The 24,181-nt window shown below is 61.9% G+C and carries 26 protein-coding genes and 4 tRNA genes; 3 read left to right on the top strand and 27 right to left on the bottom strand.

The window, feature by feature from the left end; all coding sequences use genetic code 11:
• Positions 1–398 precede the first annotated feature (398 nt).
• The 11 genes from ONR57_RS06095 to rplJ form a co-directional block, all read right to left on the bottom strand.
• Positions 399–989: a hypothetical protein gene (locus ONR57_RS06095; protein ID WP_265122147.1), complete on the bottom strand. Its 591-nt coding sequence runs from the start codon at positions 987–989 to the stop codon at positions 399–401.
• Positions 986–2,290, bottom strand: coding sequence for an MlaD family protein (locus tag ONR57_RS06090; RefSeq protein ID WP_265122146.1), 1,305 nt, complete (start codon positions 2,288–2,290; stop codon positions 986–988). Before ONR57_RS06090 ends, ONR57_RS06095 begins: the two co-directional genes overlap by 4 nt.
• Positions 2,287–3,312: an MCE family protein gene (locus ONR57_RS06085; RefSeq protein ID WP_265122145.1), complete on the bottom strand. Its 1,026-nt coding sequence runs from the start codon at positions 3,310–3,312 to the stop codon at positions 2,287–2,289. The genes ONR57_RS06090 and ONR57_RS06085 overlap by 4 nt, the downstream gene beginning before the upstream one ends.
• Entirely contained in the window at positions 3,312–4,427 is a 1,116-nt protein-coding gene (locus ONR57_RS06080; protein ID WP_265122144.1) for an MCE family protein, read from the bottom strand. The genes ONR57_RS06085 and ONR57_RS06080 overlap by 1 nt, the downstream gene beginning before the upstream one ends.
• Complete coding sequence (locus tag ONR57_RS06075; protein WP_265122143.1) at positions 4,427–5,482, bottom strand: MlaD family protein; 1,056 nt, start codon at positions 5,480–5,482, stop codon at positions 4,427–4,429. The genes ONR57_RS06080 and ONR57_RS06075 overlap by 1 nt, the downstream gene beginning before the upstream one ends.
• Positions 5,479–6,501, bottom strand: coding sequence for an MlaD family protein (locus tag ONR57_RS06070; RefSeq protein WP_265122142.1), 1,023 nt, complete (start codon positions 6,499–6,501; stop codon positions 5,479–5,481). Before ONR57_RS06070 ends, ONR57_RS06075 begins: the two co-directional genes overlap by 4 nt.
• Positions 6,498–7,805: an MlaD family protein gene (locus ONR57_RS06065; RefSeq protein ID WP_265122140.1), complete on the bottom strand. Its 1,308-nt coding sequence runs from the start codon at positions 7,803–7,805 to the stop codon at positions 6,498–6,500. The genes ONR57_RS06070 and ONR57_RS06065 overlap by 4 nt, the downstream gene beginning before the upstream one ends.
• Positions 7,802–8,668 (bottom strand): ABC transporter permease, encoded by an 867-nt coding sequence (locus ONR57_RS06060; RefSeq protein ID WP_265122138.1) that lies wholly within the window; start codon positions 8,666–8,668, stop codon positions 7,802–7,804. Before ONR57_RS06060 ends, ONR57_RS06065 begins: the two co-directional genes overlap by 4 nt.
• On the bottom strand, positions 8,665–9,480 hold the full coding sequence (locus ONR57_RS06055; protein ID WP_265122136.1) for an ABC transporter permease: 816 nt from the start codon (positions 9,478–9,480) through the stop codon (positions 8,665–8,667). The genes ONR57_RS06060 and ONR57_RS06055 overlap by 4 nt, the downstream gene beginning before the upstream one ends.
• A 673-nt stretch (positions 9,481–10,153) precedes the next feature.
• On the bottom strand, positions 10,154–10,540 hold the full coding sequence (rplL, locus tag ONR57_RS06050; RefSeq protein ID WP_265122134.1) for a 50S ribosomal protein L7/L12: 387 nt from the start codon (positions 10,538–10,540) through the stop codon (positions 10,154–10,156).
• 94 nt (positions 10,541–10,634) lie between these two features.
• Positions 10,635–11,189, bottom strand: coding sequence for a 50S ribosomal protein L10 (gene rplJ / locus ONR57_RS06045; protein WP_265122132.1), 555 nt, complete (start codon positions 11,187–11,189; stop codon positions 10,635–10,637).
• A gap of 434 nt (positions 11,190–11,623) precedes the next feature.
• Between rplJ and ONR57_RS06040 the strand changes: the two genes are divergently transcribed.
• Positions 11,624–12,607, top strand: coding sequence for an alpha/beta hydrolase (locus ONR57_RS06040; protein ID WP_308198654.1), 984 nt, complete (start codon positions 11,624–11,626; stop codon positions 12,605–12,607).
• A gap of 74 nt (positions 12,608–12,681) precedes the next feature.
• Here ONR57_RS06040 and rplA read toward each other — a convergent pair whose 3' ends face one another.
• The 12 genes from rplA to ONR57_RS05980 form a co-directional block, all read right to left on the bottom strand.
• Positions 12,682–13,392 carry a 50S ribosomal protein L1 gene (gene rplA, locus ONR57_RS06035; RefSeq protein ID WP_265122130.1) on the bottom strand — a complete coding sequence of 237 codons (711 nt, stop codon included), beginning with the start codon at positions 13,390–13,392 and terminating at the stop codon, positions 12,682–12,684.
• A gap of 136 nt (positions 13,393–13,528) precedes the next feature.
• Positions 13,529–13,963 (bottom strand): 50S ribosomal protein L11, encoded by a 435-nt coding sequence (gene rplK / locus ONR57_RS06030; RefSeq protein ID WP_265122128.1) that lies wholly within the window; start codon positions 13,961–13,963, stop codon positions 13,529–13,531.
• Between the two features lie 112 nt (positions 13,964–14,075).
• The gene (gene nusG / locus ONR57_RS06025; protein ID WP_265122126.1) at positions 14,076–14,819 is read right to left on the bottom strand and encodes a transcription termination/antitermination protein NusG; all 744 of its coding nucleotides are present in this window, start codon (positions 14,817–14,819) and stop codon (positions 14,076–14,078) included.
• Between the two features lie 120 nt (positions 14,820–14,939).
• Positions 14,940–15,317 (bottom strand): preprotein translocase subunit SecE, encoded by a 378-nt coding sequence (gene secE / locus ONR57_RS23280; protein WP_265122124.1) that lies wholly within the window; start codon positions 15,315–15,317, stop codon positions 14,940–14,942.
• A gap of 32 nt (positions 15,318–15,349) precedes the next feature.
• Positions 15,350–15,422, bottom strand: a tRNA-Trp gene (locus ONR57_RS06015).
• Positions 15,423–15,582: 160 nt separating this feature from the next.
• Positions 15,583–16,722 carry a calcium/sodium antiporter gene (locus ONR57_RS06010; RefSeq protein ID WP_265122122.1) on the bottom strand — a complete coding sequence of 380 codons (1,140 nt, stop codon included), beginning with the start codon at positions 16,720–16,722 and terminating at the stop codon, positions 15,583–15,585.
• Between the two features lie 51 nt (positions 16,723–16,773).
• A complete protein-coding gene (gene hadB / locus ONR57_RS06005; RefSeq protein WP_265122119.1) occupies positions 16,774–17,202 on the bottom strand; it encodes a (3R)-hydroxyacyl-ACP dehydratase subunit HadB in 429 nt (142 codons plus the stop codon).
• Positions 17,202–17,627 (bottom strand): (3R)-hydroxyacyl-ACP dehydratase subunit HadA, encoded by a 426-nt coding sequence (gene hadA, locus ONR57_RS06000; RefSeq protein WP_265122117.1) that lies wholly within the window; start codon positions 17,625–17,627, stop codon positions 17,202–17,204. Before hadA ends, hadB begins: the two co-directional genes overlap by 1 nt.
• A 99-nt stretch (positions 17,628–17,726) precedes the next feature.
• Positions 17,727–17,891, bottom strand: a complete 165-nt coding sequence (rpmG, locus tag ONR57_RS05995; RefSeq protein ID WP_265122115.1) for a 50S ribosomal protein L33 — start codon at positions 17,889–17,891, stop codon at positions 17,727–17,729.
• A gap of 73 nt (positions 17,892–17,964) precedes the next feature.
• Positions 17,965–18,037 (bottom strand) — tRNA-Met (locus ONR57_RS05990).
• Between the two features lie 60 nt (positions 18,038–18,097).
• Positions 18,098–18,170 (bottom strand) — tRNA-Thr (locus tag ONR57_RS05985).
• Between the two features lie 198 nt (positions 18,171–18,368).
• Positions 18,369–18,450 (bottom strand) — tRNA-Tyr (locus ONR57_RS05980).
• Between the two features lie 163 nt (positions 18,451–18,613).
• Between ONR57_RS05980 and ONR57_RS05975 the strand changes: the two genes are divergently transcribed.
• Positions 18,614–19,105 (top strand): YajQ family cyclic di-GMP-binding protein, encoded by a 492-nt coding sequence (locus tag ONR57_RS05975; RefSeq protein ID WP_265122113.1) that lies wholly within the window; start codon positions 18,614–18,616, stop codon positions 19,103–19,105.
• A gap of 9 nt (positions 19,106–19,114) precedes the next feature.
• Here the strand turns inward: ONR57_RS05975 and htpX are convergent, their stop codons facing one another.
• The gene (gene htpX, locus ONR57_RS05970; protein WP_265122111.1) at positions 19,115–19,978 is read right to left on the bottom strand and encodes a zinc metalloprotease HtpX; all 864 of its coding nucleotides are present in this window, start codon (positions 19,976–19,978) and stop codon (positions 19,115–19,117) included.
• 144 nt (positions 19,979–20,122) lie between these two features.
• Complete coding sequence (locus ONR57_RS05965; RefSeq protein WP_265122185.1) at positions 20,123–21,100, bottom strand: polyprenyl synthetase family protein; 978 nt, start codon at positions 21,098–21,100, stop codon at positions 20,123–20,125.
• Positions 21,101–21,464: 364 nt separating this feature from the next.
• On the opposite strand from ONR57_RS05965, the gene ONR57_RS05960 reads away from it, so the two are divergent.
• Positions 21,465–22,199 carry a TetR/AcrR family transcriptional regulator gene (locus ONR57_RS05960; protein WP_265122109.1) on the top strand — a complete coding sequence of 245 codons (735 nt, stop codon included), beginning with the start codon at positions 21,465–21,467 and terminating at the stop codon, positions 22,197–22,199.
• Positions 22,200–22,236: 37 nt separating this feature from the next.
• On the opposite strand, the gene ONR57_RS05955 is transcribed toward ONR57_RS05960, so the two are convergent.
• Entirely contained in the window at positions 22,237–23,379 is a 1,143-nt protein-coding gene (locus ONR57_RS05955; protein WP_265122107.1) for a CaiB/BaiF CoA-transferase family protein, read from the bottom strand.
• 82 nt (positions 23,380–23,461) lie between these two features.
• Positions 23,462–24,148 (bottom strand): demethylmenaquinone methyltransferase, encoded by a 687-nt coding sequence (locus ONR57_RS05950; RefSeq protein WP_265122183.1) that lies wholly within the window; start codon positions 24,146–24,148, stop codon positions 23,462–23,464.
• Positions 24,149–24,181 lie beyond the last annotated feature (33 nt).

The raw sequence follows: 24,181 nt of genomic DNA, 5'->3' as shown, positions 1-24,181 counted from the left end.
GTTCTGCGAACCGAAGGTCTTCGTCAGACCCTCGACAGCGACCTCGACTCCCACCGAACCTCCCAGCTAGGCCACATCTCTATTACATGTGGGTTGCGTCACTTTAACCCACTGATGGGACGCGTATGACCCCGAACGTTACTTCAGGTTCGAAATCCGCTTTACAGCGGCCCCAAGTTTGGAGCCAGCGAACTCCGGCGCACTCCGCACCCGCGGCACCGGCCGCCGGTAATGCAGTGCAGGACAATAGTTTTCGCTCACAACGAACCAGTATCTAAGGGACGAACACGGCGTGTACAGTAAGTTGACACGGCCTCAATCGTGAGAGACTTCACTGCCGTGACCTGCTCCCGTTCACAGGAAGCCTTCAGCCGGTCCTCAGGTTGTGTTCGCTTGAGCTACATAGGTTGCACGTCGGCCAAGAGCCAACGATCACCGTCACGCTGTAGCGTGACCACTAGACGACTCGCTTCCCGCGCACCATCTGGCCGGAGCACGTTTGTTACTTCTTGATTGAGGAAAACCAAGACGGTCGCCTGGTTGTCGTCGACAGATTGCGCGGCAGCATGGATTGCGCTGCCCCGCGAGACGCCCTGACTTTCCCTCACAGCGTCACGCAACTCATTCGCGACACTCTCATACTCTGCAGCAAATTCGGGCGTCGATACCTCAACTACGTCCGAAAAACTCTGGTCGAGGTTTTCGTGGTCGTAGGTCCCCATGAGTTCGGAGTACATCGATGCGTCACGGACCGCCTGCAGACGCAGATTCTCCGTATGCGCTAGGGCACGCTCGCCGCGGGCCGCATCCCAATACAGAAAGCCGAGTACCACGCTGATTACTGCCAGCGCAGCGGCTGTGAGCGCAAGGACCTTCGTTCTGCCCCGTGACGCAGACGTGTCCGGTGCACCCTCACCAGTCTCATCGCCCTGCGACATCGCTTCTCTCTGCCTTTCCTCGTGCGCGGGTACCCCTTCGCTGTTGGTCATGGCGCACCGTCACCGCCGTCTGTGACCGCCGCTCGTGCCGCCTCGTTGACCGCCTCGAGGGCCGTCCGGGCGCTTGGCGCAAGCAGTAGCGGGTCACTGACCATCGCTGGGCCCGTTTGCATTCCCGGCGATGTGTAGTTGACCAGTCCTAACCCATCGGGACGTGGCGCCGTAACAGCACCGCGCTGCGCGAGATCTTGTGCGGGTGGACAGAATACGCCGCGATTCGGTGCGCGGTCAGCCACATCACCAATTGGCTGTCGCGTCGTCTCGTAGTAGCACACCGGTCCTTGCGTTGCGACGAGGATGAAATCCGCCACCCCTCCCCGCCCGAGCCGGGCAGCGGCGTCCACGCCGCGGGGGAAGTCGGAAACCAGCGCCCGAATCGCAGGTCCCCGGTTACCCAGAATTGGTGCGATGTCGGCCAGGCCCGCCAGCATGCTTTCCGCGTTGTCTTGATTCTCAACAAGCAGATCCGCTATTCGCCGCATGCCACCCGGCCCGGTATCGATCAGCGCTTCCAAGTCCGGCGTGCTCTCCACCAGTTGCCTCGTCCACACCCTGAAAGTGCTGAACGATGACGGCAGTGCGTCGGACGCGTCCGCGATCAATCGCATGGTCGCGGGCCCTTCGAGACCAAGCCACTCGACAGTGTCCGCATGCTTGTCGAAAACGTCCGAGATGATGCCGACGTTGTCGATTATGTCGCCGATGTCTTCGCCGCGACCACGGAAGGTGTCACCGAGCGCCGCCAGCAAGGAGCTCACCGACTCGACGTCCAGATTCTCGACCACCTCGTTGACGGCAACAAGGACCTCTCTGAAGTTCGCGCGCTGCAGGGCTGGGTCCACGTAAAGTTCCGCGCCATCTTCGAGGTACACACCTGGCTCAGCGCCCTCTGTGGGCCGCAATTCGAGGTTTACCAGCCCGGCAACGTTCAGCATCGTCGAGACTGGGGTGACTGCACGCGCGATTTGGACGCCGGGGTCTAGCTGAAACCTCACCTCTATCGGCAGGCCCACGGGCCCATCCTCGGTCTCCACGTATTGCATGAGCGCTGGCGGAATGGGCTTGACTTCGTGGATTTCACCGACGACGACGCCCTGGTACGTGACCACGGTGCCCGGTCCCAGCCCGCGACCGTCATCGAAATATGCGGTCGCTGTGACGGGCCGGTCGCCGAGTCCCACCGTACTGAGGCTCAAAAACTGCGCGCCCAGGGCGTACCTCGTCCCCAGCGGAATGATGACGATCGCCAGCGCTGCGAACAGCAGGAGCTGAATCTTCGTACTGCCCCTCACCGGCCCGCTCCTGCCTGCGCGATGCGCTCGCCGATCAAGAGATAGGCCAGTGCATCTGGAATGTTCAAGTTGATGTCAACCGCGAGGTAATCCCCGCGGCGCGCGTCTGCCGCCCTATCAAGGAAGTCGGAGATTGCCACGAGTACGCTGCGGATCTCAACGCTGCTCAACGACTCCAGCAGCGTCGCGAGTTCGGCAGGCAGCGCCAAGAGGTCACTCTCGGCGCCCGTCATAATCACGTCGAGTTCACCGGAAAGTCCCGCGACGCTGGACATCAAATCCGCTATTTCTGACCATTGCTCGTTGAGCTGATCGAAGACCGGGTTCGCCGCGTCCAAACCTCGCTCGAATGTCGCGCGCTGCGCTGCGAGTTGTTCAGATGCGCTCGCGGCTGCGGTCAGAGCTCGGTCGATGCTGTCTGACTGCTGGCCAAGCAACTGGGCAGTACTGCGCAGCGACGACACTAAACGGTTGATTTCCTCGCCACGATCACCAATGGCTAATTCCATTTCGTTGGCGATCACTTCGAGACTGCCTACACCGCCATCGCTGAGAACAAGCGAGAGACTGGCGAGCGCGTTCTCCAGATCGGGTCCGCGGAAGGTTTGCTCCTCAGTCACGCGCTCGCCTGCCTGAAAGACCTCTGCCGAGGCGTCATCTGGTATTCGTACTCGCAGATACGGGTTACCCAGCGTGTTTGGCAGTTCCACTGTGATCGTCGCATCACGCGGTAACTCCGCGTCCGCGTCGAGGCTCAGCGTTGCAACCGCAATGCGGCGGCCATCCGCAGCCACGTCGGTGCGCAGGTCGGAGACCCGCCCAAGCAGCCGCTGTCCGAGCCGCACCTCAGTGCCGACCATCACGAGATCCGCGGTCTCGAGTTCGACCTCGAGCGGGTAGGTGGCGCGCCCTTCGATGATGTCGAACGACACGTTCTGCATACCAAGAGAACACCCAGCTCCTGCCAGTCCGATGGGTATGACGAGAAGCGCAGCGACAATGCCGTTCCGGATGCGACTCATTAGCGGCCTCCCCTCACCGAGTTCTGCAACAAAGCACCCACGCCCAGGGGGTCCGCGGCGCTCGGCGGGATAGAAATCGGGTTCGTGAAACCGGCGCCGGCGCAAAGCGCTGCCCCGAGCTGACCGCACAGCGGCGCAAGTCGCGGCAGTTGCTGCAGGTCCGTCGAAACGTTGAGCCGGATTCGGGCCCCGTCCGCGGTAATCGCCCGATCGAGGTTCTGCCCCAGCAATCCGGCAAGGTCGAGTACCTCGGCCAGTTCGGCCGGACGGGAGGCCAGAGTGTTCGCGAGAACATCGGTGGAAGAGATGATCTGGCTGATCTCTCCGCCCCGCTCGGTTACGAGGCGATCGGCTTCATCAAACATCGTGCGTAGCTGGCTGATCATCTGCCCAAGATCGACATCTTGCCGTCCAGCCTCCGCCGCGAGCACCGTCAGCGCCGTGGTGAACTCTCTGATTTCCGTGTCACGTGACGACACCATGCGGGCGATGTTGCCGAAGGCCTCAAGCAGCTGGTCGATCTCATCTGCGTTGCCAGCGAGAACACGTGTCGCGCCAGCGAACTGTTCGATCGCGCGGTTCGCCTCCGGACCCATCCCCTCGAAAGCCTGCCCCATCCGTTCGACGGTTTCGCGCACGTTCCCCAATTCTTCGTTGCCGGCCAATGCGCCAGCTAGATCCTTGGCGGAGGTGAGGAGCATGTCGTAATCGACAGGTACATCCGTGCGTTCCTGCGAGATGGTCCCGCCGTCGGGCATGACGCCAAGCCGTTCACCGCGCGGCGGCAGCACGAGTTCGACGTAACGGTCCGCCACCAGCGTTCGGTTGGTGATGAACGCGCCGACGTTCTCAGGCAGCGCGACATCCCGATTGATCTTCATTTCGACGAGAACACCGGTCTCCGACGGCTCGAGTTCACTGACCTTGCCGACCTCGACGCCGAGCAGTCGCACCTCGTTGTCGACATACAGCCCGGTCGCAACCGGGAATTCCGCGTACAGCGTAGTGCGGGTGTCGCGGATCAGCACGAGCCATATCGTCGCCGCGATCAGAAGCAGGACCAGCGCTATGGCTATGATCTTGCCTGCACCGCGGCCGCTCGTTGTCGTCGCCATTACCGGCATCCCTCCATCGCACCGAGCAGACACAGCATGTTGTCAGGCAGAATCGCGGCCGGCGCGTTGATGTCGATCCACGGCCCATTACCCGTTGCGTCTACCAATGTCCGGAAAGCGGGGGCCAGTTCAGCGAGACTCCGGTCGATACGGTCAGATTCCGCCGCCAGCATCTGGGTGACGTCGCTCATCCCGGAGAGTAGCCGGTCCCATTCGCCTGGCTCACCCGCGAGTAACTCGGTCATCCGCGCTGAGACGGTCTCCAGGTCCACGATCAAGCCGCTGAGCAGTTCAGCACGAGTGCCGAGAATCCCGAACACCAGTGCGCCGTGCTCGAATAGCCGCTCCAACGTCGCTTCCTGAGCATCCACGATCTCTGCGAGTTCGCGACCCGTGACCAGAAGCTCCTCGATCTGCTCACTGTTCCGGTTGATAATCCCGGCAGCATCAGCCAGCGCTGTCACTGCCTCGTCGGCAAGCTGACGGTCCGGGATCGACTCGTACGCCAGGTCAGCGAGTAATTCGAGTTGCTCATAGTCGATCGCTTCACGGTCGGGGTCGTCCGTTCTGGTGGCGTCGAACGCGGCACGTGCGATCTCGTCGAAATGGAATGGAACAGCCGCTCGTTCGACTGGAATCACCCCACCTTCGAGGTCACCTAACCCCTTCGGACGGACATCGAGGTAATAGGCGCCAAGTACCGTGCGCAGTTTGACTTCAGCTTCGGTTTGATCACCCAGCTGCTGTGACCGGTCAACGCGGAAGTCGGCGACCACCTCGTCGCCCTCGATGCGGACGTTTTCCACCCGTCCAGCCGGCAATCCGGCCACGTAGACGGGGTCGCCCGCAGAGAGGCCTCCGGCGCTCGGCAGCACAACGCTGAAGCCGGCGGTACGAAGGTGGTACACACCGGTCGGGAGGACAGCTGCGATCGCCAGCACCGCGACCACAACCCCCGTCGCAACGGCGCCGATCAAGCCGGGCCGGGTGACGTAGACCTTGGATATTCCCGACCCGACAAGCTGCTGATTGAGGTTTCTGATCCAGCGAATCACCGGCACACCTCCGAATGAGTGGCGCCGACCGCAGCGAAGGGATCACCCAACAGCGGGCCAGCCTCGACTGTCAGCGTGCAGAAGTACAGCGTGAGCCAGGAGCCGTAGCCGCCATAGTGGTTGACCGCCGCCGCGCCTCGCTCCAATGAGGCAAGGAAGGCTGCGTACTCCTCCGTGTTTTGACTCCACTCGGTGCTGACCGCGATTGCCGAATTCACACTTCGCCGCAGGTCAGGCATTGTCGTGTCGAGCAATGTCGCAAACTTCGCCATGGTGGATCCACCCTGCTCGAGCAGTGCGATGATGTCCGCGTTGCGGGAAGCGAGGTTCTCAGTGAGCGCGGTAAGTCCCTCGACTGCTGCTTCGACGTCATCGCGACGCTCGATCACAACATCGAAGGCTTCCGGCAGCGTATTCGCAATCCGCTCGATTTCCGCCTGGCGCGCGAGCATGACGTTCGATACATCCAGCATCCCGGTGAGCGCAGCCTCGAAAACATCGGTGTTGCCGTCTAGCGCCGCCACTAGTGAGGCGGAAAGCTGGTTGAGCCGGGGTGGGTCCAGAAGCCTGAAAACCGGCCGGAATCCATTGAACAGTTCCGTGACGTCAGTCGGCGGCTTGCCCGCGATCGGGAGCCGATCGCCCTGGTCGAGTACCGGCGCACCGCCTGGGTCAATAAGCCCCAAGTATCGAACACCCAGCATGTCCGCGAACTTCACCCCTGCGCGTGCATTCTCGGTGAGTTCGATGTGTCGTTCGATGGCGAAAGTGACGACGGCCCGGCTAGTTCCATTATCCTGCCGTTCCCAGCCGGTGCCACGCACTTTGCCGACGCGGACACCGGCGAGGGTGACGTCGTCGCCAGCTTTGAGACTCGTTGCGTCAGTGAACTCGGCGGAATACGTCGCAGCGCGGCCGTCTACCGGCGGGCTCAGGGTTTGCCACACGCTCACCGACGTGAACAGCACGAGGACGAGGAAGATCACCAGCGCGACGAGTGAACCTTTACTCAGCTTCATTGAACCTCCACCACGGTTCCGCGCACGAGCGGTCCGAGCAGCATCGTTGTCGCTGCGCTGGGTCGGCCTTCACGGCCGGCCACCTGTGCGGCCCCACCGCGCAGTAATTCTCGCTCCAGAACGGCGAGCGGATCTCCCTGTACCTCCTGAGCATTCGCAGCCCCCTGGAACAGTCCGCGCAGTCCGGGGAAAAGATCTTCTGGCGACATATTCACCGACGACCGCGGCTGCGCGGGACCACAGGTGGGAGATGACAGCCCAGGGTATTCCGGGCAATCGGCCGGTGTGTACGGCATCGGCTCACTAAACGTAGCGAGCGCCTGGATATTGAGCCGGCCGGTCCGCAGCGCTGGCCCGAGGCCCGCCCCGACGTTGCGAATGCTCTGCAGGACGCCGCCAGCGCCTTGCCCAGTATTAAGAGCAGAGACGGCTGTGGTTCCGCCATCGAGGAAAACGACCGTATCGCTGGCGATCGCGCCGAAGAAGTTCTCGGCATCGCGGCCGAAGGCCGCACCCGCGACGAGAACCTCTCGGATACCCTCGCTTCTCCGGTTGAAGAGATCAGCGAGGTCGGTGGCGTTCTCGAGTGTTTCCACGATGTCCGGCAGCGCGGTATCAAGGTTCTCCAGAGTGCGGCGCAGGTCGGGGATGACTTCCCCCTCGATCAGCGGCGATACGGAATCGAGCAGATCTGCGCCTCTGGTGATCAAGTTTCCGAGGTCCTCACCCCGCCCTTCGACACCGATTCGCAGTTCGCGAAGTCCTTCCACGGACGCTTCGATGTTCAGGTCGTATACCGCACGCATGACCTTTTCGTAGACGTCATACAGTTCGCGGGCATCCGGACCTGTGTCCAGCGCAAGCGTGTCACCGGCGGAGAGGTTGACAGTAGAGCGCTCGGCCGTCGGCCGGTCGTATGGCGCGACGAGGTGAATCTCGTTATCACCGAAGATCGTCCGGGGCACGATCCGGGCAAGCGCGTCGTTGGGTATCTCATGCAGGACGGAGGGCGCGACCTGCAGCTCCACCCGTGAGAGTTCCTCGCCCGCCGCGCCGACAATACCCACTTCGATATTGCTGACGCGGCCAACGATCACCCCCTCGTACCGGACCGCGTTGTCCGATCCGAGCAATAGCCCAGATTCCCTAGGGGTAGTCTCCCCCACCACTTCGACTGAGGCGGGTACGTCGACATAGACCCGGGGGGAGCGGTCCAGCGCACCTGCGCCGCGCGCGATCAGCAATGCTGAGACGACGAATAAGAGAACCGCGATGATCACACCGCGAATTGAGCGCAGTATCATTCGAGCCCCATTCCAGGCACCGTCGGGGTGAGGCCGTACAAGCCGAAGATCAGCACCATCGCTGCGATGGCGACAGTAAGAATTGTCGTTCGGACCGCCGTGCCTGCCGCGCGGCCGACCCCTTCCGGGCCGCCACTCGCGTTATAGCCGTAGGAGCACGCGATCACCGCGATAATCACCGAGAAAACGACCGTCATGAGTATTGAGTAAGCGAATGTTTCCGGCGTAATTGATTGCCGGAAATAATAATCGTATGTTCCGGACGATTCTCCGAGCATTCCCACAACGACGAATCGCGACGCGAGATACGCACCGAGCAGGCCCACCATGTACACGGGCGTGATTACGATCAGCATCGCGATCAGCCGCACGGTTGCGAGGAACGTCACCGATGGGACACCCAGGGTGTCGAGCGCATCGATCTCCTCCGAAATCCGCATCGAACCGAGCTGCGCGGTGAATCCGGTACCGACCTTCGCCGCGATCGCGAGTGCAGCAATAAGAGGTGCCAGCGCCTGCGTGTTGGCGATTGACGCAGCCAGCCCCGAAAGCGCGGTGAAGCCAAGTAGACCGAGCGCGCGGTGAATTTCGATCGACACCATCACCGCGGCCACGATGGCCATGCCAGCGACAACACCGATTGTGCCGCCGCCCGAAAGCAGCGACGCCTTTCCGAAGCTGATGTTTCCGACTTCACGAAGAATGTGCGTGCGGTACCGCATGACAGCAAGCGGAATACCAGCGATCATCTTGACGCCGAACATCACGTGGCCGTCGAGCGCCGCGAAGCTGCTTTTAAGCCGTCCCGTCGTTCCGGCCGAGACCTTCTTCAGCCGCGCTGTGGCAGTCTGCGACAAGATCATATGTAGTCTCCAACTGCCGGAACCACCACGATGTACATCTGAGTCAAAACGACATTGATCACGAAGACCGCGATGAACATCATCACCACTGCGTCGTTCACGGCGTTAGCCACTCCGGCGGAACCCCCGCGCGTCTGCGTCCCCTTGTATGCCGCGATGATCGAGCAGGCGACACCGAAACAAAACGACTTAAAGAGGGCCATGACGAAGTCCGACGTCCGCCCGTAAGCCTGGAGTGTCAGCAGGAATCCGCCCTGCGACTCCCCCACCCCAACCACCTGGTAGGTGTAGGTGAAAAAGATGCCTGCGAAAGACACGATCGTGCACATCGAGAGCGCAACGAAGACCAGCGCGAATACACGCGGAACGACAACCCGTTCCACTACATCAACGCTCATGACTTGCAGCGCGTCGATTTCTTCGCGGATCGTTCGAGCCCCGAGGTCCGAGCAAATCGCGGCTCCACCGACTCCGGCGGCGATCAGGGCTGTGACGAGCGCAGCCGCCTGGCCGATGATCACGAAGGAGACGACAGCACCGGAATACTGCGCCGCTCCAATGCGTCCGGCGAGTCCCCCCATCATGACGGCGATAACGACACCGATCGGCAGCATCAGAAGCAGCGACGGCCAGAAGCACACCCGGACGAGAAATGTCGTCTGACTTACGAACTCGGCCAGCGGGAAGCGTCGCTTGAGGATAGCCGCCAGGCCAGTGAGAAAAGTTTGCGCAGCGAAGGTGACCAGACCGCCGATCTCATTGATCGCGTCGGGAATCAGGCCCTTCTTGGTGGATTCGACTTGAACAGTCAACGCCTTGCCTCATCTCGGAGGGAGCAGGAAGACACTCGAGGTGAAATTGCGGACGCATAACCGCGCAGAGCCGCCGTTCTGGACTCGCGGCTGTCCGCAGCGAAATCAGCGATGCGCGTGAAGCGACCTCGGGCTCGTTCGCTCTAGAGCAGAGTTGCGTGCCAGCCGCGCACGAGCGCTGACAGCTGCCTCAATTCCCACGGAAACCCTCCCAGCTAAGCCACACCGCTTCTTGATATGGGTTGCGTTACTGTAACGTAACGCGCTCGCCGAACGTGCCGTGAATCCTGCAAATTCGGGGAAATCCCCTAATCCACGCTGTTGCAACACTATGTGGCGAAATTCGTCCACAGATTCACTTGCAGATGCAGAATTAGAGTCAAATCAGCGGCAGCCGCCCGCGTAAGGCAGTCGCGAACACGATTTGAATACTGGCCGCACGCTGGTGGCGTGCGTAGCTTGTCCTGATTATGAAAGACAATGGGCGAACATTTGTCAAATCGTGATGTTAATCGTTGCTAGTGAAAATTTTGCCCTTCAATGCAAAAAGGCTGCCGGTACGCTTACGCGTACCAGGCAGCCTCTTCGTGACCTTCGCAAATGGCGCGAGCGCAGCTATCGCAACTGCACTCAGATGCCGCTAGGGGAAGGCCCTCACAGGTTTAGAGCTTGGTCACTTGACACTGACCTTGGCGCCCGCAGCCTCGAGCTTCTCCTTGGCGGCATCAGCCTGGTCCTTGGCGACGTGCTCAAGAATCGCCTTCGGAGCAGCCTCGACGAGCTCCTTGGCTTCCTTCAGGCCCAGGCCCGGGATGATCTCGCGGACAACCTTGATGACGCCGATCTTCTTTTCGCCAGCAGCCTCAAGAACGACGTCGAACTCGTCCTTCTCCTCCACAGCTTCGGCAGCAGCAGGGGCAGCGCCAGCAGCAGCCACGGCCACAGGAGCAGCAGCGGTCACCTCAAAGGTGTCCTCGAAGACCTTGACGAACTCAGAGAGCTCGAGGAGGGTCATTTCCTTGAAAGCATCGATCAGCTCGTCGGTGGTGAGCTTCGCCATGATGGCGGTCCTTCCTAACTTTGTCCCCGGCCCGTCAAGCGACGGCGCTGGGTGCGGGTGGTGTGTTGTACGCGGGTGAAGAACGCAGGCGCGTTCAGCTTTCCGCTGGCGCGCTTTCTGGGCTCGCCGAGCCCTCTGCGCTCTTCTTTTCCTGCAATGCAGCAGCCAGACGCGCGACCTGCGAAGCAGGTGCGTTGAACAGGCCCGCAGCCTTCGCCAAGTTGCCCTTCATCGCGCCAGCGAGCTTGGCCAACAGAACTTCGCGAGACTCGAGGTCTGCGATCCTGTCGACTTCCTCCACCGACAACGGACGGCCATCCATGTAGCCGCCCTTGATGACGAGTGCCTTGTTATCCTTCGCGAACTTCTTCAGCGCCTTCGCAGCGTCAACGGGCTCGCCCGAGATGAACGCAATTGCGGTCGGACCTGAAAAAAGGTCGTCGAGTCCCTCGACTCCAGCCTCCTGGGCTGCAATCTTCACGAGGGTGTTCTTGGCGACGGAGTACGAGGTCTCCGCGCCGAGTGCGCGGCGCAGTTCGGTCAGGCCGGCAACACTGAGGCCACGGTATTCCGTCACAACTGTGGCGGTCGAGTTCTTGAACCGCTCGCTGATCTCCGCTACCGCAGTGACCTTTTCAGCCTTTGCCATGCTTCGCCTCCTCTCCTCACTCAGCCGAAGACCACGGCTAGCAGGAGGGCTCCGCGAAGCACGGGCCCTCATAGGCCCGATACAACAAAACCCCGGCGCAGAAGCCGGGGCACACACACGCGTGGTTTGCCCACATTCCGTGGTGAACCACCCGCAGCCTCGTCCTCCTGCGTGGGCCGCCGGAAATTCCGGTCCTTCGACTGCACGCGCCAGCGCGCGCAGTGACCAACGGTCTTCGGTGAACTTCATACTCGGGTAGATTGGCCCACAGCTCGTGGGCCCATCAGACATAAGTCCGAGAAAAGGATAGCGCGTCGCCTGCCGAATCCAAAATTGCCCGCTGAACAACTCGGCGCGGATTAATCACAGGCCGTCTCGATTACTCAGCTTCCGGCACACTGGACGTAGGTCTTGACGATAAGAAGGAGCGATGGGTGACTGATCGTCCCACAGAAACCAGCGAACGCACCGGGCCGGACGGCAGTCCGCACACCACCGTTGAGCAGACGGAAGGTATCGTCCGCACACGGTCAATCAGGGTGGCGTATGAAGAGTTCGTACCCCCACCGGGCGGCAACCCCGATTCCCGCCCGCCCATCGTCTTAATTATGGGCTTTGGCGCCCAGTTGATCCTCTGGCCGACCGAATTGTGCGAACAGCTCGCCGCCGCCGGCTATCGCGTGATCCGTTACGACAACCGGGACATCGGGCTCTCCACAAAGTTCGAAGGCATGCAGGTTGGCGGCTCATTCATCGCCAGGCTCCTCCGGAGCCAACTGGGCCTGGCGAGCGAGGTCCCCTACACACTGCACGACATGGCGGCGGACGCCCGTAACTTCCTGGACGCACTACGCATTGAGCGCGCCCATCTCGTTGGAGCATCGATGGGCGGCATGATCACCCAGCTAGTTGCTGCTACGTATCCAGAACGAGTCGCATCGGCCTCGATCGTCTTCTCGAGCACCAATGAGCGTTTCCTGCCTCCGCCTACTCCTGCTGCCATCAGGGCTCTACTTCGCCCACCCCCAAGGAATGCGACAACCGAAGACCTTATCGAGCACTCCGCGCGCAATTTCCACATGCTCGGCGGGCCCGCATTTCCGCGGGAGCACGATGAATTGCGTGAGCTCGCCCGCACTCAGATCGAGCGCAGCTACTACCCACAGGGCATGGTTCGCCAGCTGGCCGCAGTCCTCGGGTCAGGGAGTTTGCGGCCATACGCTGCCCGGATTCAAGCGCCGACCACCGTCATCCACGGAACGAATGACCCGCTACTCAAGCCGGCCTGCGGGCGCGCAGTGGCTCGCGCGATCCCTGGCTCGCGCCTCGTGATGATCGATGGCATGGGGCACGATCTCCCCACCAGCGTCGTACCCACGCTCGCTGACGAAATCCTCGCAACCATACGTACTGCGTGAGGGCTTGCAGTGATGCACGACAAAGCCCCGCCTGCGTTCAGCGCAGGCGGGGCTTTAGGGTGTCCACCCGAGGATCACTCCTCGTCGAGAAGGTTCCGGGTACGGTTCGGATCCACCGGGATGCCCGGGCCGGTGGTCGTCGTCAGAGTCACCTTCTTGAGGTAGCGGCCCTTCGCAGCTGACGGCTTGGCACGCAGAATTTCGTCGAGCGCAGCGGTGTAATTTTCCACCAGCTGACGGTCATCGAACGACGCCTTGCCGATGATGAGATGCAGGTTAGCCTGCTTGTCAACACGGAAGTTGATCTTGCCGCCCTTGATATCGTTCACAGCCTTGGTGACGTCCATGGTGACGGTGCCGGTCTTCGGGTTCGGCATCAGGCCACGCGGGCCAAGGATGCGGGCGATACGGCCAACCTTCGCCATCTGGTCCGGGGTCGCGATCGCTGCATCGAAGTCCAGCCAGCCGCCCTGGATACGCTCAATGAGGTCCTCAGCGCCCACGGCGTCGGCGCCAGCGGCCTCGGCTTCGTTTGCCTTCTCACCGGCAGCGAACACGATGACACGTGCGGTCTTACCGGTACCGTGTGGAAGGTTCACGGTGCCGCGAACCATCTGGTCAGCCTTACGCGGGTCGACGCCCAGGCGAAGTGCTACCTCAACGGTGGGGTCAAAGTTCTTGGAAGCGGTGTCACGCGCGAGGCGGATCGCCTCGACGGGTGCGTAGAGTTTTGAATGGTCTATCTTCTCAGCAGCTGCTCGGTAGACCTTGCTGCGCTTTGGCATTTCTGTCCAATCTTTCACCACTGACAAGCAGTGGCCAGGTCAGTTGTGGTACGGACCAGCGCTTGGCCCTTCCACTCTTACTTTCTGGGGTCTGAGCGGCCGATAACCCGCTCAGCGCGGCGCGGCGTGCGCCAGATCACTCGACGACGATGCCCATCGAGCGTGCGGTACCAGCGATGATCTTTGCCGCCTGATCGACATCGTTGGCATTCAGATCTTCCTGCTTGGTCTTCGCGATTTCCTTCACCTGATCCCAGGAGATCTTCGCGACCTTGTCCTTGTGCGGAGTCGGCGAACCCTTCTGCACACCAGCGGCCTTGAGCAGCAGCTTGGCAGCGGGCGGGGTCTTCAGCTTGAAGTCAAAGGAGCGATCTTCGTAAACGAAGATCTCAACCGGGATGACGTTGCCGCGCTGCGACTCCGTCGCCGCGTTGTACGCCTTGCAGAACTCCATAATGTTGACGCCATGCTGGCCGAGCGCCGGACCGATCGGCGGCGCGGGGTTGGCCTGACCGGCCTGGATCTGGAGCTTGATGACTCCAGACAGCTTCTTTTTCTTCTTGGGGGGCATCTCAACTTCCCTGTTCAGTGTTTCCTGTTTCTCACACCTCGGGCGGCACCTGGCCGGAATGGCCCTGCGCCGCCCTGTCAGCACTCTTTTCGCGAGCGCACGAGGTATGAAGCTATATCTTCGAGACCTGGTTGAACCCGAGTTCCACCGGGGTCTCCCGACCAAAGATCGAAACCAGCACCTTGAGCTTCTGCTGCTCGGCGTTGACCTCCGAAATACTGGCCGGAAGGGTCGCGAACGGACCATCCATAACGGTGACCGATTCGCCAACCTCGAAGTCTACTTCGATAGCGGGCTTCGCCGCGACTCCGGTTTCCTGCGGTGCACCACCAGCAGCGGCGCCGGCAGGAGCCTTCTTCCGTGTCTGCGGTGGGAGCAGGAACTTGACGACCTCGTTGATCGAGATCGGAGATGGACGCGACGTCGCGCCAACGAAACCCGTCACGCCTGGCGTGTTACGGACCACGCCCCATGACTCGTCGTTGAGGATCATCCGGACCAGAATGTAGCCGGGAAGAACTTTCCGGTTGACCAGCTTTCGCTGGCCATTCTTGATCTCGGTGACTTCTTCGGTCGGTACCTCGATCTGGAAGATGTAATCGCCCGCATCAAGGTTCTGGATACGCGTCTCGAGGTTCGTCTTGACCTTGTTCTCGTAACCCGCGTACGAGTGCACGACGTACCAGTCGCCCTCTGCGCGGCGGAGTTTGGCTTTCAGTTCCTCAGCAGGGTCCACCTCGGACGGCTCAGCACCAGCAGCCGCGGCGTCAGCGTCGGCTTCGACGGCGGCAGCCCCTTCGCCGTTCACCGCGTCTTCCTCGGTGAGGTCCACTGCATCGTTCTCCGGGGCACTCACTGGACTACTCGCTTCCTCTCTGTCACGCACGTATCGGTTCCCCTGACTTACCGGGGCTCGTTTCAAGCAACCACGTTCACTCCACAGTCCGGCGGTCTCGCTCGGCCTCAGCAGTGAAGATCACCCATAAAGCCAAAGTACGCCGCGGGCAAAGAGTTGATCCAGCCCGAAGATCAGCGAAACCATGAAGATGAGGAAGACGAACACCACGATGGTGTAGGTAATCATCTGCTTCCGGTTCGGCCAGATCACCTTACGGAGTTCGGAAATGACCTCGCGGACGAATCGGAAGATCGCCTGGATCGGGTTCTCACGCTGACCGAGAGCGGCTACGTCCCGTCCTGCGTGAGCCGCAGCGGCGGGTGATCCTGACGGGATTGGGGCCGATCCACTCGAGCGCTTACCGGCCGGGCGCGGGGCGGCGCCACCAGCTGCCGAGTCAGCGGAGCCCGGGGGTTCTCCGCCCTCGCCGGCATTGTGGCCTCGCTGCTCACTCACCCAATGGATCCTTCCGTCGCTGACGTTCGCAGCAGGGGCGACAGGACTTGAACCTGCAACCTGCGGTTTTGGAGACCGCTGCTCTGCCAGTTGAGCTACGCCCCTTCGGTAGAAGCTACCGTCGGCCAGTAACCACCCTACCTATCGTGACCACAAATCACGCGCCACCCGACGGGCGGCGCGCACGCTGTAGCGGTCACAGGTCCCTCAGTGTACTTCACGATCGCCGTGCAGTCACAATCATGGCGCCGGTCCCGCGTCACCGCTAGCTTGGGCGGGAGCGGGCATGCTTGTGCCTGAAAGCTTGCCGCCGGCCCCGCCGCACCCCGAGTTCGTATGTCGCAAGCAAGACTAGCCAAAGCGCGCTGATCGGGATCACGAACCACAGCATGGCGGCGCTGTACGGCTCGAGCGCATCGTGACCTGCAGCCTGAAGTACCAGGTACCCAATATATGCGACGTAGAACCCCGCGAACAGGGCGCCTTCCCATCGACTGATAGCCATCGCAGTGAAGGCGACGGGCAAAAGTACTAACGCCACCGCCACCATGATCGGCAGGTCGAACCGCACCGCAGACGGAGCGACCTCAATCGGGGTAATCAGCGAGGTGACACCCAGGACGGCACCGATGTTGAAAACATTACTGCCAACGATGTTCCCCACAGCCATGTCGCGCTCGCCACGTGCAGCGGCAATCAGGCTGGTCGCGAGCTCAGGCAGCGAGGTGCCAATCGCGACAACCGTGAGCCCCACAATCAGGTCGCTCACGCCGAGTGCAGAAGCGATCTCGCTGGCCGCGCTGACGAGCAACCGCGCACCGACCACGAGCAGGAGAACTCCGAGCGCGACGAGGCCCGAGCTGACCAGGAGTGAGCGGGTGCGTGACGTGGCACCCGCTGATTCGCCCGGAGCGTTGGCTGCTGGCGATTCCGGGCCGCTAACTGGAGCCCGGGACCGCCGCGATGTCACCACGGTGACCGTCAGGTAAGCCACCAGCGCGACCAGCAGTATGGCGCCGTCGAGGCGGCTGACCGTACCGTCGAGCGCAATCACAAGCAGGACTACGGAAAATGCCGCCATCACTGGTATGTCGGCGCGAACGATTCGGGATTTCACGATCAGCGGCGCCAGCAGGGCTGTCAGTCCGACGATGAGAAGTATGTTCGCGATGTTGCTTCCCACGACGTTCCCGACAGCGATGCCCGGATAACCGCTGAGAGCCGCTCCCGCGCTGACGGCAAGCTCGGGCGTCGACGTGGCGAAGGCAACCACCGTGAGGCCCACAATCAGTGGGGACATCCCGAAGATCCGGGCGAGCGAACTTGCCCCGCGGACTAGCGTCTCGCCACCCAGGATCAGAAGGACGAAGCCCGCCACCAGAACGGCGATCGTCAGTGCGCTCATGCCACTGCCTCCGGCGGGCGGAGGTGAATCACATATCTCACTTAAGCCAAGCTACGTGAGCTGAACCGTCGCGAGGGCACGACCAAAGATCTTCTTGCCCTCCGACTTCGCGACGAGAGCGATGACGGCTGTTCGCTCGTCCGAGTTGACGGACTTGATCCGGCCCGTGAATTCGACGCGGCCACCTACTCCATCGTCAGGCACGTAGACGGGACTTGTGAAGCGGACGCTATATTCGCGGACCGCGCTAGGATCGCCCAGCCAGGACGTCACATAGGTGGCGCCGAGACCCATACTGAGCATCCCGTGCGCTACGACGTCCTTGAGTCCCACTGCCCGGACGACGGCATCGCTCCAGTGGATCGGGTTGAGGTCGCCGGACACGCCCGCATACTGAACAAGATCGCCACGGGTCAGCGTGTACTCGGCAGGTGGCAGCTCAAGCCCTTCATGAACGCTTTCGAATGCGCGCGCCGTCATCAGCCAAGCCCGTCGATCTCGATGTCGTCCCGGCGAATGAGCGTGGTGTAAGCCGTGAGAACCGCTTCACCCTTGTCGTCTAGGACCGTGTTGCGAGTAACAATAATGTCGGTGCCCGCGCTGTGCCGGAACGATTCGACGTACGCTTCACCGGTCAGACGATCACCCGCCACAATCGGCCGGTGAAAGATGAAACGCTGATCCGTCTGCATGATATTGCGCAGGTCAGATGACCAGCCGTGCGCCTCGAACATCTCTTTGGTGGTGAGAATGCCGATGATCGACACAAAGGTCAGGGGGGCGAGCAGCGTTTCATGGCCGAGCTTCTGAGCAGCCTGCTCAGAATAATGAGCCGGGTGGTCATCCTTGACTGCAGTCGCGAACTCACGCACCTTTTCGCGCCCGACCTCATAGTAATCGGACATCCGAAAGCGCATACCCACGCTGTCAGCGGTAAACCCCACCGGCTCTCACCACCTCACTGTCGCCGAGCCGTCACCGGGACGGTGACACTCTGACTGTAATCAGCGAGTCTCGCGGTGCGAGCGGTGGGTGCCACAGTTGGGGCAGAACTTCTTGATCTCCAGACGATCTGGATCGTTGCGCCGGTTCTTGCGAGTGATGTAGTTCCGGTGCTTGCACTCCTCGCAGGCCAGCGTGATCTTCGGGCGAACGTCAGTGGCGGCCACGGGTTGCCTTCCTTCGGTCTCGCTGAAGGAATCCCTTGGATAAACCTTCAGATGTCTTTCTCACATATTTGAGTAGCGGTGGCCGGACTTGAACCGGCGACACAGCGATTATGAGCCGCTTGCTCTACCGACTGAGCTACACCGCCTTAAACCGGTGCCCACTGGCGTGCCAGTGGATGCCGATCTGCTCGCTAGCTGTTAAAGCGAGCCCCCTAACGGAATCGAACCGTTGACCTTTTCCTTACCATGGAAACGCTCTGCCGACTGAGCTAAGGGGGCACAACCTGCACTCACGCTGCTGTCCGCCTCCCCAGGGAACCGGTACGGCAGCATTCGCGCTCAAGCCTTCAAGAGGTTACACAGGAACCGAGGCCGCTGACAAACCCGCAGGTCGTAAGCACGAAATATTGGCCCCGCCCCCGCTGCACAACAAGCAAAAGGCCCCCGGTTGCGAATCGCTCCGGGGGCCTTTCGGTGTGGCAGGTGTAGGATTCGAACCTACGTAGGCGATGCCGACGGATTTACAGTCCGCTCCCTTTGGCCGCTCGGGCAACCTGCCGTAGCCCGCATGTAATTTGGGCGTGAAGGCACAATACATCGTCAGGTGCCCCTTGATGCAAATCGGCCAGGACAGCAGCCGTTCACCGGCGTATGCGAGAGTGGAGCAGCCGTCTTGGCGGCGCCGCGACACAACCTGACCTTTCGCACGGAACGAGGAGACAGTGGCAGATTCATCCTTCGACATCGTCAGCAAAGTGGACCGTCAAGAGGTCGACAACGCTCTGAACCAGGCTGCGAAGGAAATCTCGACTCGATACGACTTCCGCGGAACGAATGCGCGGATCGAATGGTCGGGCACCGAGAACATCGTTCTTACTGCCGACAGCGAAGATCGAGTGAAGGCGGCGCTAGACGTTTTCCGCGAGAAGCTCGTGCGCCGCGATATCTCAATGAAGGCATTCAAGCCCGGCGACCCCATCGCGTCTGGCAAGTCGCACAAGATCACCGGAAGCCTGGTACAGGGCATCGATCAAGAACATGCCAAGAAGATCTCGAAAAAGATCCGGGACGAAGGCCCCAAGGGAGTCAAGGTTCAGATCCAGGGTGACGAGCTGCGGGTGTCCAGCAAGAAACGCGACGACTTGCAGGGGGTTATCCAGCTTCTGAAATCAGCCGATTTCGACGTCGCCCTGCAATTCGTCAACTACCGGTAAGCCCCGGAGTCACAGTCCCTCGCGCGACATCCGCTCGAGGCGGGCAATTCGCTCCGCTATCGGCGGATGCGACGCGAACATGCCTGCGAACCGCTCCCCAGGCCGGAAGGGGTTCGCAATCATCAAGTGCGATTCGGCAGCGAGGCGCGGCTCCGGCGGCAGCGGCGCCCGCGCCACTCCACGCTCGATCTTGCGCAGCGCCGATGCGAGTGCAAGCGGATCACCCGTGAGTTTCGCTCCCGACGCGTCGGCCTGGAACTCTCGCGAACGCGAAACCGCCATCTGAACGATTCCCGCCGCGATTGGGCCCAGCATCGCGATCAGCAACAGCACCAACGGGTTCCGGTCGCCATCACGCCCTCCGAACACTGAAGTGAACAGAGCCAGGTTCGCAAGGCCCGAAACGACCGAGGCCATAGCTCCGGCAACCGAGGAGATCAATATGTCGCGGTTGTAGACGTGCGCAAGCTCATGGCCGAGGACAGCCCTGAGCTCCCGTTCGTCGAGAAGCTGCAGGATGCCCGCAGTGCAGCACACCGCCGCGTTGCGCGGGTTCCGGCCAGTCGCAAATGCGTTGGGCGCGTTAGTTGGGCTGATGTACAGGCGGGGCATCGGCTTGTGCGCAAGCGTCGCGAGTTCGCGGACAATGCGATACATCGCCGGCGCCTCGAGTTCCGAAACCGGCCGCGCCCGCATCGCACGCAACGCAAGTTTGTCACTGAAAAAGTACGCGTAGCCGTTCATACCCAGCGCGAACACAATCGCGATCCACAGTGCCGTGGGGCTATTGAACAGTGACCCCACGAAAATGATCAGCGCGGACATCGCACCGAGAAGCACCGCAGTCTTCAGCCCATTCGCATGACCGGTCATCACTCATCTCCGATCTCTGCCTGAACGTTACGCTCACCAAGTCCTGCCGTCAGCGGCGCAGGATGCTCCAGCCGCCGTTGCGCTCGCACCCATTCAACGCCTCGGGCGGGGTGCGCAGTTCCCCACGCACCCGGGCACTGGCGCTTAACCGACCCGCGCGATCGTGTACTCGATCAAACGGCTCAGCGCGGTGTTGGCGGGGCCCGGCGGGAGTGCCTCAAGTTCCGCACGCGCACGGTCGGCATAGTCTTGCAGCGTCGCGTATGCACGCTTCATCCCCGGCGCGGCGCGCAACAGCGTCAGCGCTTCGGCCACCTCGTCATCGTCGGTGATCGGCCCACTGAGGAGCGACTTCAGCCGTTCGGCATCAGTCCCTTCGTCTTGCAGCGCGTAAAGCATGGGGAGGGTACGCACGCCCTCGCGCAGATCTGTCCCCGGTGTCTTGCCGGACTTCTCTGAGACAGACGAGATGTCGATGATGTCGTCACAAATCTGAAAAGCCATGCCCACCGCATCGCCGAGACGATCCAGGCGGGCTACCTGTTCCGCATCAGCACCGGAGAATGTTCCGCCGAACTTTCCGCACGCCGCGATCAGCGATGCCGTTTTTTCCCTGATGACGGTTAGATAGTGCGCCACTGGATCGTCGGTGGACTTCGCTCCGACCGTCTCACGCATCTGGCCGGTGACGAGTTCAGCAAAGGTTTCCGCAATGACCCGGACAGCATCCGGACCCAATGTAGAGAGCAGACGCGACGCGTGGGCGAAGAGGTAATCGCCAGCGAGGATCGCAACGCTATTGCTCCAGCGCTCATTCGCGCTCACTGCACCCCGGCGCATCGTCGCTTCGTCCATCACATCATCGTGGTAAAGCGTGGCGAGATGAACCATCTCCACCACCGCGGACGCCGTGATCAACGACGGACTGTCAGGTTCGGGCCCCAGCTTTCCACAGAGAACCGTAAACAGCGGCCGGAAACGCTTTCCCCCTGCACGCGCGAGATACAGCGCGGTCTCGGTCAGAAACTCTTCCCCTGCGGAAAGCTCGTCGATCAGCAGCTTCTCCACTTCGCCAAGCGCGGTCCGGACCTGCGCTGCGAACACTGCGTCCCCGACGTCGATTCCGGCGACTGTACTGCCCGCCCCGGGGCTGCTGACCGCCGGGCTCTCCGCGCGGGCACTGCCGGCACCAGGCCCACTACTCGCCTTGTGCACTGTCTCGTCGCGATTCACGATGTGCGCACCCGTCCTGTCAGAGCGCCGGAATTCTCCGCAGCTCGGTTGTCTGTGGACCGTTTCGGTGGCGTGTTCCGGGGCGCCTCGCGCGATGCTGCCCCCAGAATGCACTCCTGCCACGAAAACACCGTAGCGAATGGCGGCCATCTACACCGTGGCGACTGCACCGATTGGGCTTAACACCACTTTTTCCACGACGGAAACCGGTTCGGAAGCAAGGATGGCGCACACAATCAGTAAGCTTCACGATGTGTCGGCAGAGAAGAGCAACCGTAGCCCAGGCGCCGAGGCGCCTGTTGACGGCCGCAGCGTGCGGTGGGAGGACCATAAAGCTGCCCGCCGTAACCAAGTGCTCGACGCCGCTATGGCAGCCATCGACCAGGAAGGCGCAGGCGTCGGCGTACAGCAGATCGCGGCACGCGCAGGCCTGCCGCGGTCCGTGGTCTACCGGCTATTCCGCGAGCGTGGTGACCTCGACGAACAGGTGCGCGGCCATATCGTTTCCACGCTGATGATGTCGCTGGCGCCTGCGCTAGCGCCGGAGGGCACCGCACAGTCCGCGATCGAGCGAGCCGTCAATACGTACGTGTCGTGGATCGCGGACCACCCGAACTTGCATCATTTCCTCGGCAGCGGGTCAAAGCGCAAGCCAGCCACGGTCTCCAAAGTCGTCACGGGTACGAAGACGGCGATCGGGCTGTACATCACCGACGTGTTCGCGACGGCACTGCGCCGCGCCAAAGCAGATGAATCCGGAGCAGAAACGATCGCTTTCGCTGTGATCGGTCTCGTCGATGCGGCGGTCAACCGCTGGCTAAGCAACCGCAAGCGATCAACGCCGAAAGAGAAGCTCGCTGAGCTGGTGAGTCGCAGCGTGTGGCACGTCATCCAGGGAAGCCTCAGCGACCTGGGTATCGAACTGGACCCAGAAACACCACTGTCGGAGCTCACGGGCGATATCAGGCCGCTGCTGATCGCCCAGTGAGCGCCGAACTGTCCGTGGTGGCTTGAGCCGAATTGATCTAACCGAGACCCCCGCCGTCGCGCACTGCAGCAATCGCGTCGGTACTCAGCCCCCAGTCCGCGAGGATGGCCGACTGGGCCTCGGCATCCGCGGCGCCGCTGGCCGCCGCTGGGGTGCCCGCCGGTGTCCGGCTGAAACGTGGCGCGGGCGCGGGCTGCACGACTCCGTCGACTTCGATGTAGGTGTTGCGTGCGGCGTTGTGAGGGTGCTTATGCGCTTCCCAGGCCGGGACGACCGGGGTGACACATGCGTCCGAGTCAGCGAACAGTTCGCTCCATTCGGCCAGCGTGCGGGTACGGAATTTTTCGGCCAGGATCTCGCGTAGTTTTTCCGCCTGGCTCAGATCGAGATGGAATGGCAGTTCCTCGGCATCTAGCTCGAGCTTTGCCACGAGTTCTGCCCAGAACTGGGGTTCGAGCGCACCGACCGCCATGAATCCGCCGTCCGCGGTTTCGTATGTCCCATAACAAGCCGCGCCACCGTCAAGCAGATTGGTACCGCGCTCGCCGTTCCACAATCCATGGGCGTGCATGCCATGCATAAAGGTCGTGAGAACGGCTGCGCCGTCGACCATCGCAGCGTCTACAACCTGCCCCGTGCCTGACGTCTGACGCTCGTGGAGCGCAGCAAGGATGCCCAGCGCGAGCAGCATGCCACCGCCCGCAAAGTCCGCGAGGATGTTGGCCGGCGGTGTCGGGGGTTCACCAGCGCGGCCCAGCAGGTCCAGCCCACCAGAGATTGCCGCGTAGTTGATGTCGTGGCCAGCACGGGGTGCAAGCGGTCCGTCCTGTCCCCAGCCCGTGATGCGCCCGTAGATCAGGCGCGGATTGACGCCGCGCAAGTCCTCAGGTCCGATGCCCAATCGTTCTGCCACCCCCGGCCGGTAGCCCTCCACAAAGACATCCGCTTCGGCCGCAAGCTTGTGTACGAGTTCCCGGCCCGCAGCCGACTTGAGGTCAACTGCGACAGAGCGCTTCCCGCGATCCATCGGACCTTGCGGCGGCACGATTCCGCCACCACCACCGGCACGCTCAATGCGGAGTACCTCTGCCCCGAGGTCAGCAAGCAGCATGCAGCCGAAGGGGCCCGGCGCGAGGCCAGCCATTTCGACGACACGCACGCCTTCAAGAGGTCCCGGCATATGCTGTCTCCTTTTCTTTCCCGCGAACGGCACTACGTGCGACAGTCTGTCACATCAATGTTGGTGCGTAACCGCAGGCCCGCTAATGGCGAACCGCACGGTGCAGCGCGACAATGCCGCCCGAAAGGTTCCGCCATTGCACATCGGCCCATCCGCAGGCGGCGATACGCCGGGCCAGTCCCTCTTGGTCAGGCCAGGCCCGGATCGACTCCGCGAGGTAAACGTACGCATCCGGATTCGAACTCATCGCACGTGCTACGGCCGGCAGCGCCCGCATCAGGTACTCCATATACGCGGTGCTGAAGACCGGAATGACCGGGGTGGAAAACTCGCATACCACCATGCGCCCGCCGGGCTTCGTGACGCGATGCAATTCACGCAGCGCGGCCTCCACATCTGCCACGTTGCGCAACCCGAAGGAGATCGTGACCGCATCGAACACCGCATCGGTGAACGGCAGATGCAGCGCGTCGCCCGCGACCATGGGTACCCGGCGAAACTTCCCAGCCTGCAGCATGCCCGTTGAAAAATCGGCCGCGACCACCCAGGCTCCCGAACGCGTCAACTCCACCGTCGAGACGCCGGTGCCCGCAGCGAGATCGAGCACAGTCTCGCCCGGCTGCAGGCGCAGCGCACGTCGCGTCGCAGCCCGCCACGCCCGGTCGCGGCCAAACGACAACACCGTGTTGGTCACGTCATAACGCTTCGCAACCCCGTCGAACATCGATGCAACATCGTGTGGGTCCTTGTCGAGCGTCGCACGCTGCAATTCAGATCGTCCCGGCGGCGGGGCAGGTTCAGT

It is taken from the genome of Hoyosella sp. YIM 151337, from assembly GCF_026041215.1.
Lineage (GTDB): Bacteria > Actinomycetota > Actinomycetes > Mycobacteriales > Mycobacteriaceae > Hoyosella.
The sequence above is the reverse complement of the archived record's forward strand: the minus strand, read 5'-3'. Positions and strand labels throughout refer to the sequence as shown.

Coding starts and splice junctions, on each gene's coding strand:
- ONR57_RS06080 (WP_265122144.1), bottom strand. CDS start 4,427: ATGGCGACGACAACGAGCGGCCGCGGTGCAGGCAAGATCATAGCCATA.
- ONR57_RS05955 (WP_265122107.1), bottom strand. CDS start 23,379: ATGCCGGGACCTCTTGAAGGCGTGCGTGTCGTCGAAATGGCTGGCCTC.
- rplA (WP_265122130.1), bottom strand. CDS start 13,392: ATGCCAAAGCGCAGCAAGGTCTACCGAGCAGCTGCTGAGAAGATAGAC.
- rplJ (WP_265122132.1), bottom strand. CDS start 11,189: ATGGCAAAGGCTGAAAAGGTCACTGCGGTAGCGGAGATCAGCGAGCGG.
- hadA (WP_265122117.1), bottom strand. CDS start 17,627: ATGTCCGATTACTATGAGGTCGGGCGCGAAAAGGTGCGTGAGTTCGCG.
- ONR57_RS06095 (WP_265122147.1), bottom strand. CDS start 989: ATGACCAACAGCGAAGGGGTACCCGCGCACGAGGAAAGGCAGAGAGAA.
- ONR57_RS06085 (WP_265122145.1), bottom strand. CDS start 3,312: ATGAGTCGCATCCGGAACGGCATTGTCGCTGCGCTTCTCGTCATACCC.
- ONR57_RS06065 (WP_265122140.1), bottom strand. CDS start 7,805: ATGATACTGCGCTCAATTCGCGGTGTGATCATCGCGGTTCTCTTATTC.
- ONR57_RS06010 (WP_265122122.1), bottom strand. CDS start 16,722: ATGAGCGCACTGACGATCGCCGTTCTGGTGGCGGGCTTCGTCCTTCTG.
- htpX (WP_265122111.1), bottom strand. CDS start 19,978: ATGACCGGTCATGCGAATGGGCTGAAGACTGCGGTGCTTCTCGGTGCG.
- rplL (WP_265122134.1), bottom strand. CDS start 10,540: ATGGCGAAGCTCACCACCGACGAGCTGATCGATGCTTTCAAGGAAATG.
- rplK (WP_265122128.1), bottom strand. CDS start 13,963: ATGCCCCCCAAGAAGAAAAAGAAGCTGTCTGGAGTCATCAAGCTCCAG.
- ONR57_RS06070 (WP_265122142.1), bottom strand. CDS start 6,501: ATGAAGCTGAGTAAAGGTTCACTCGTCGCGCTGGTGATCTTCCTCGTC.
- hadB (WP_265122119.1), bottom strand. CDS start 17,202: ATGACGGCGCGCGCATTCGAAAGCGTTCATGAAGGGCTTGAGCTGCCA.
- ONR57_RS06060 (WP_265122138.1), bottom strand. CDS start 8,668: ATGATCTTGTCGCAGACTGCCACAGCGCGGCTGAAGAAGGTCTCGGCC.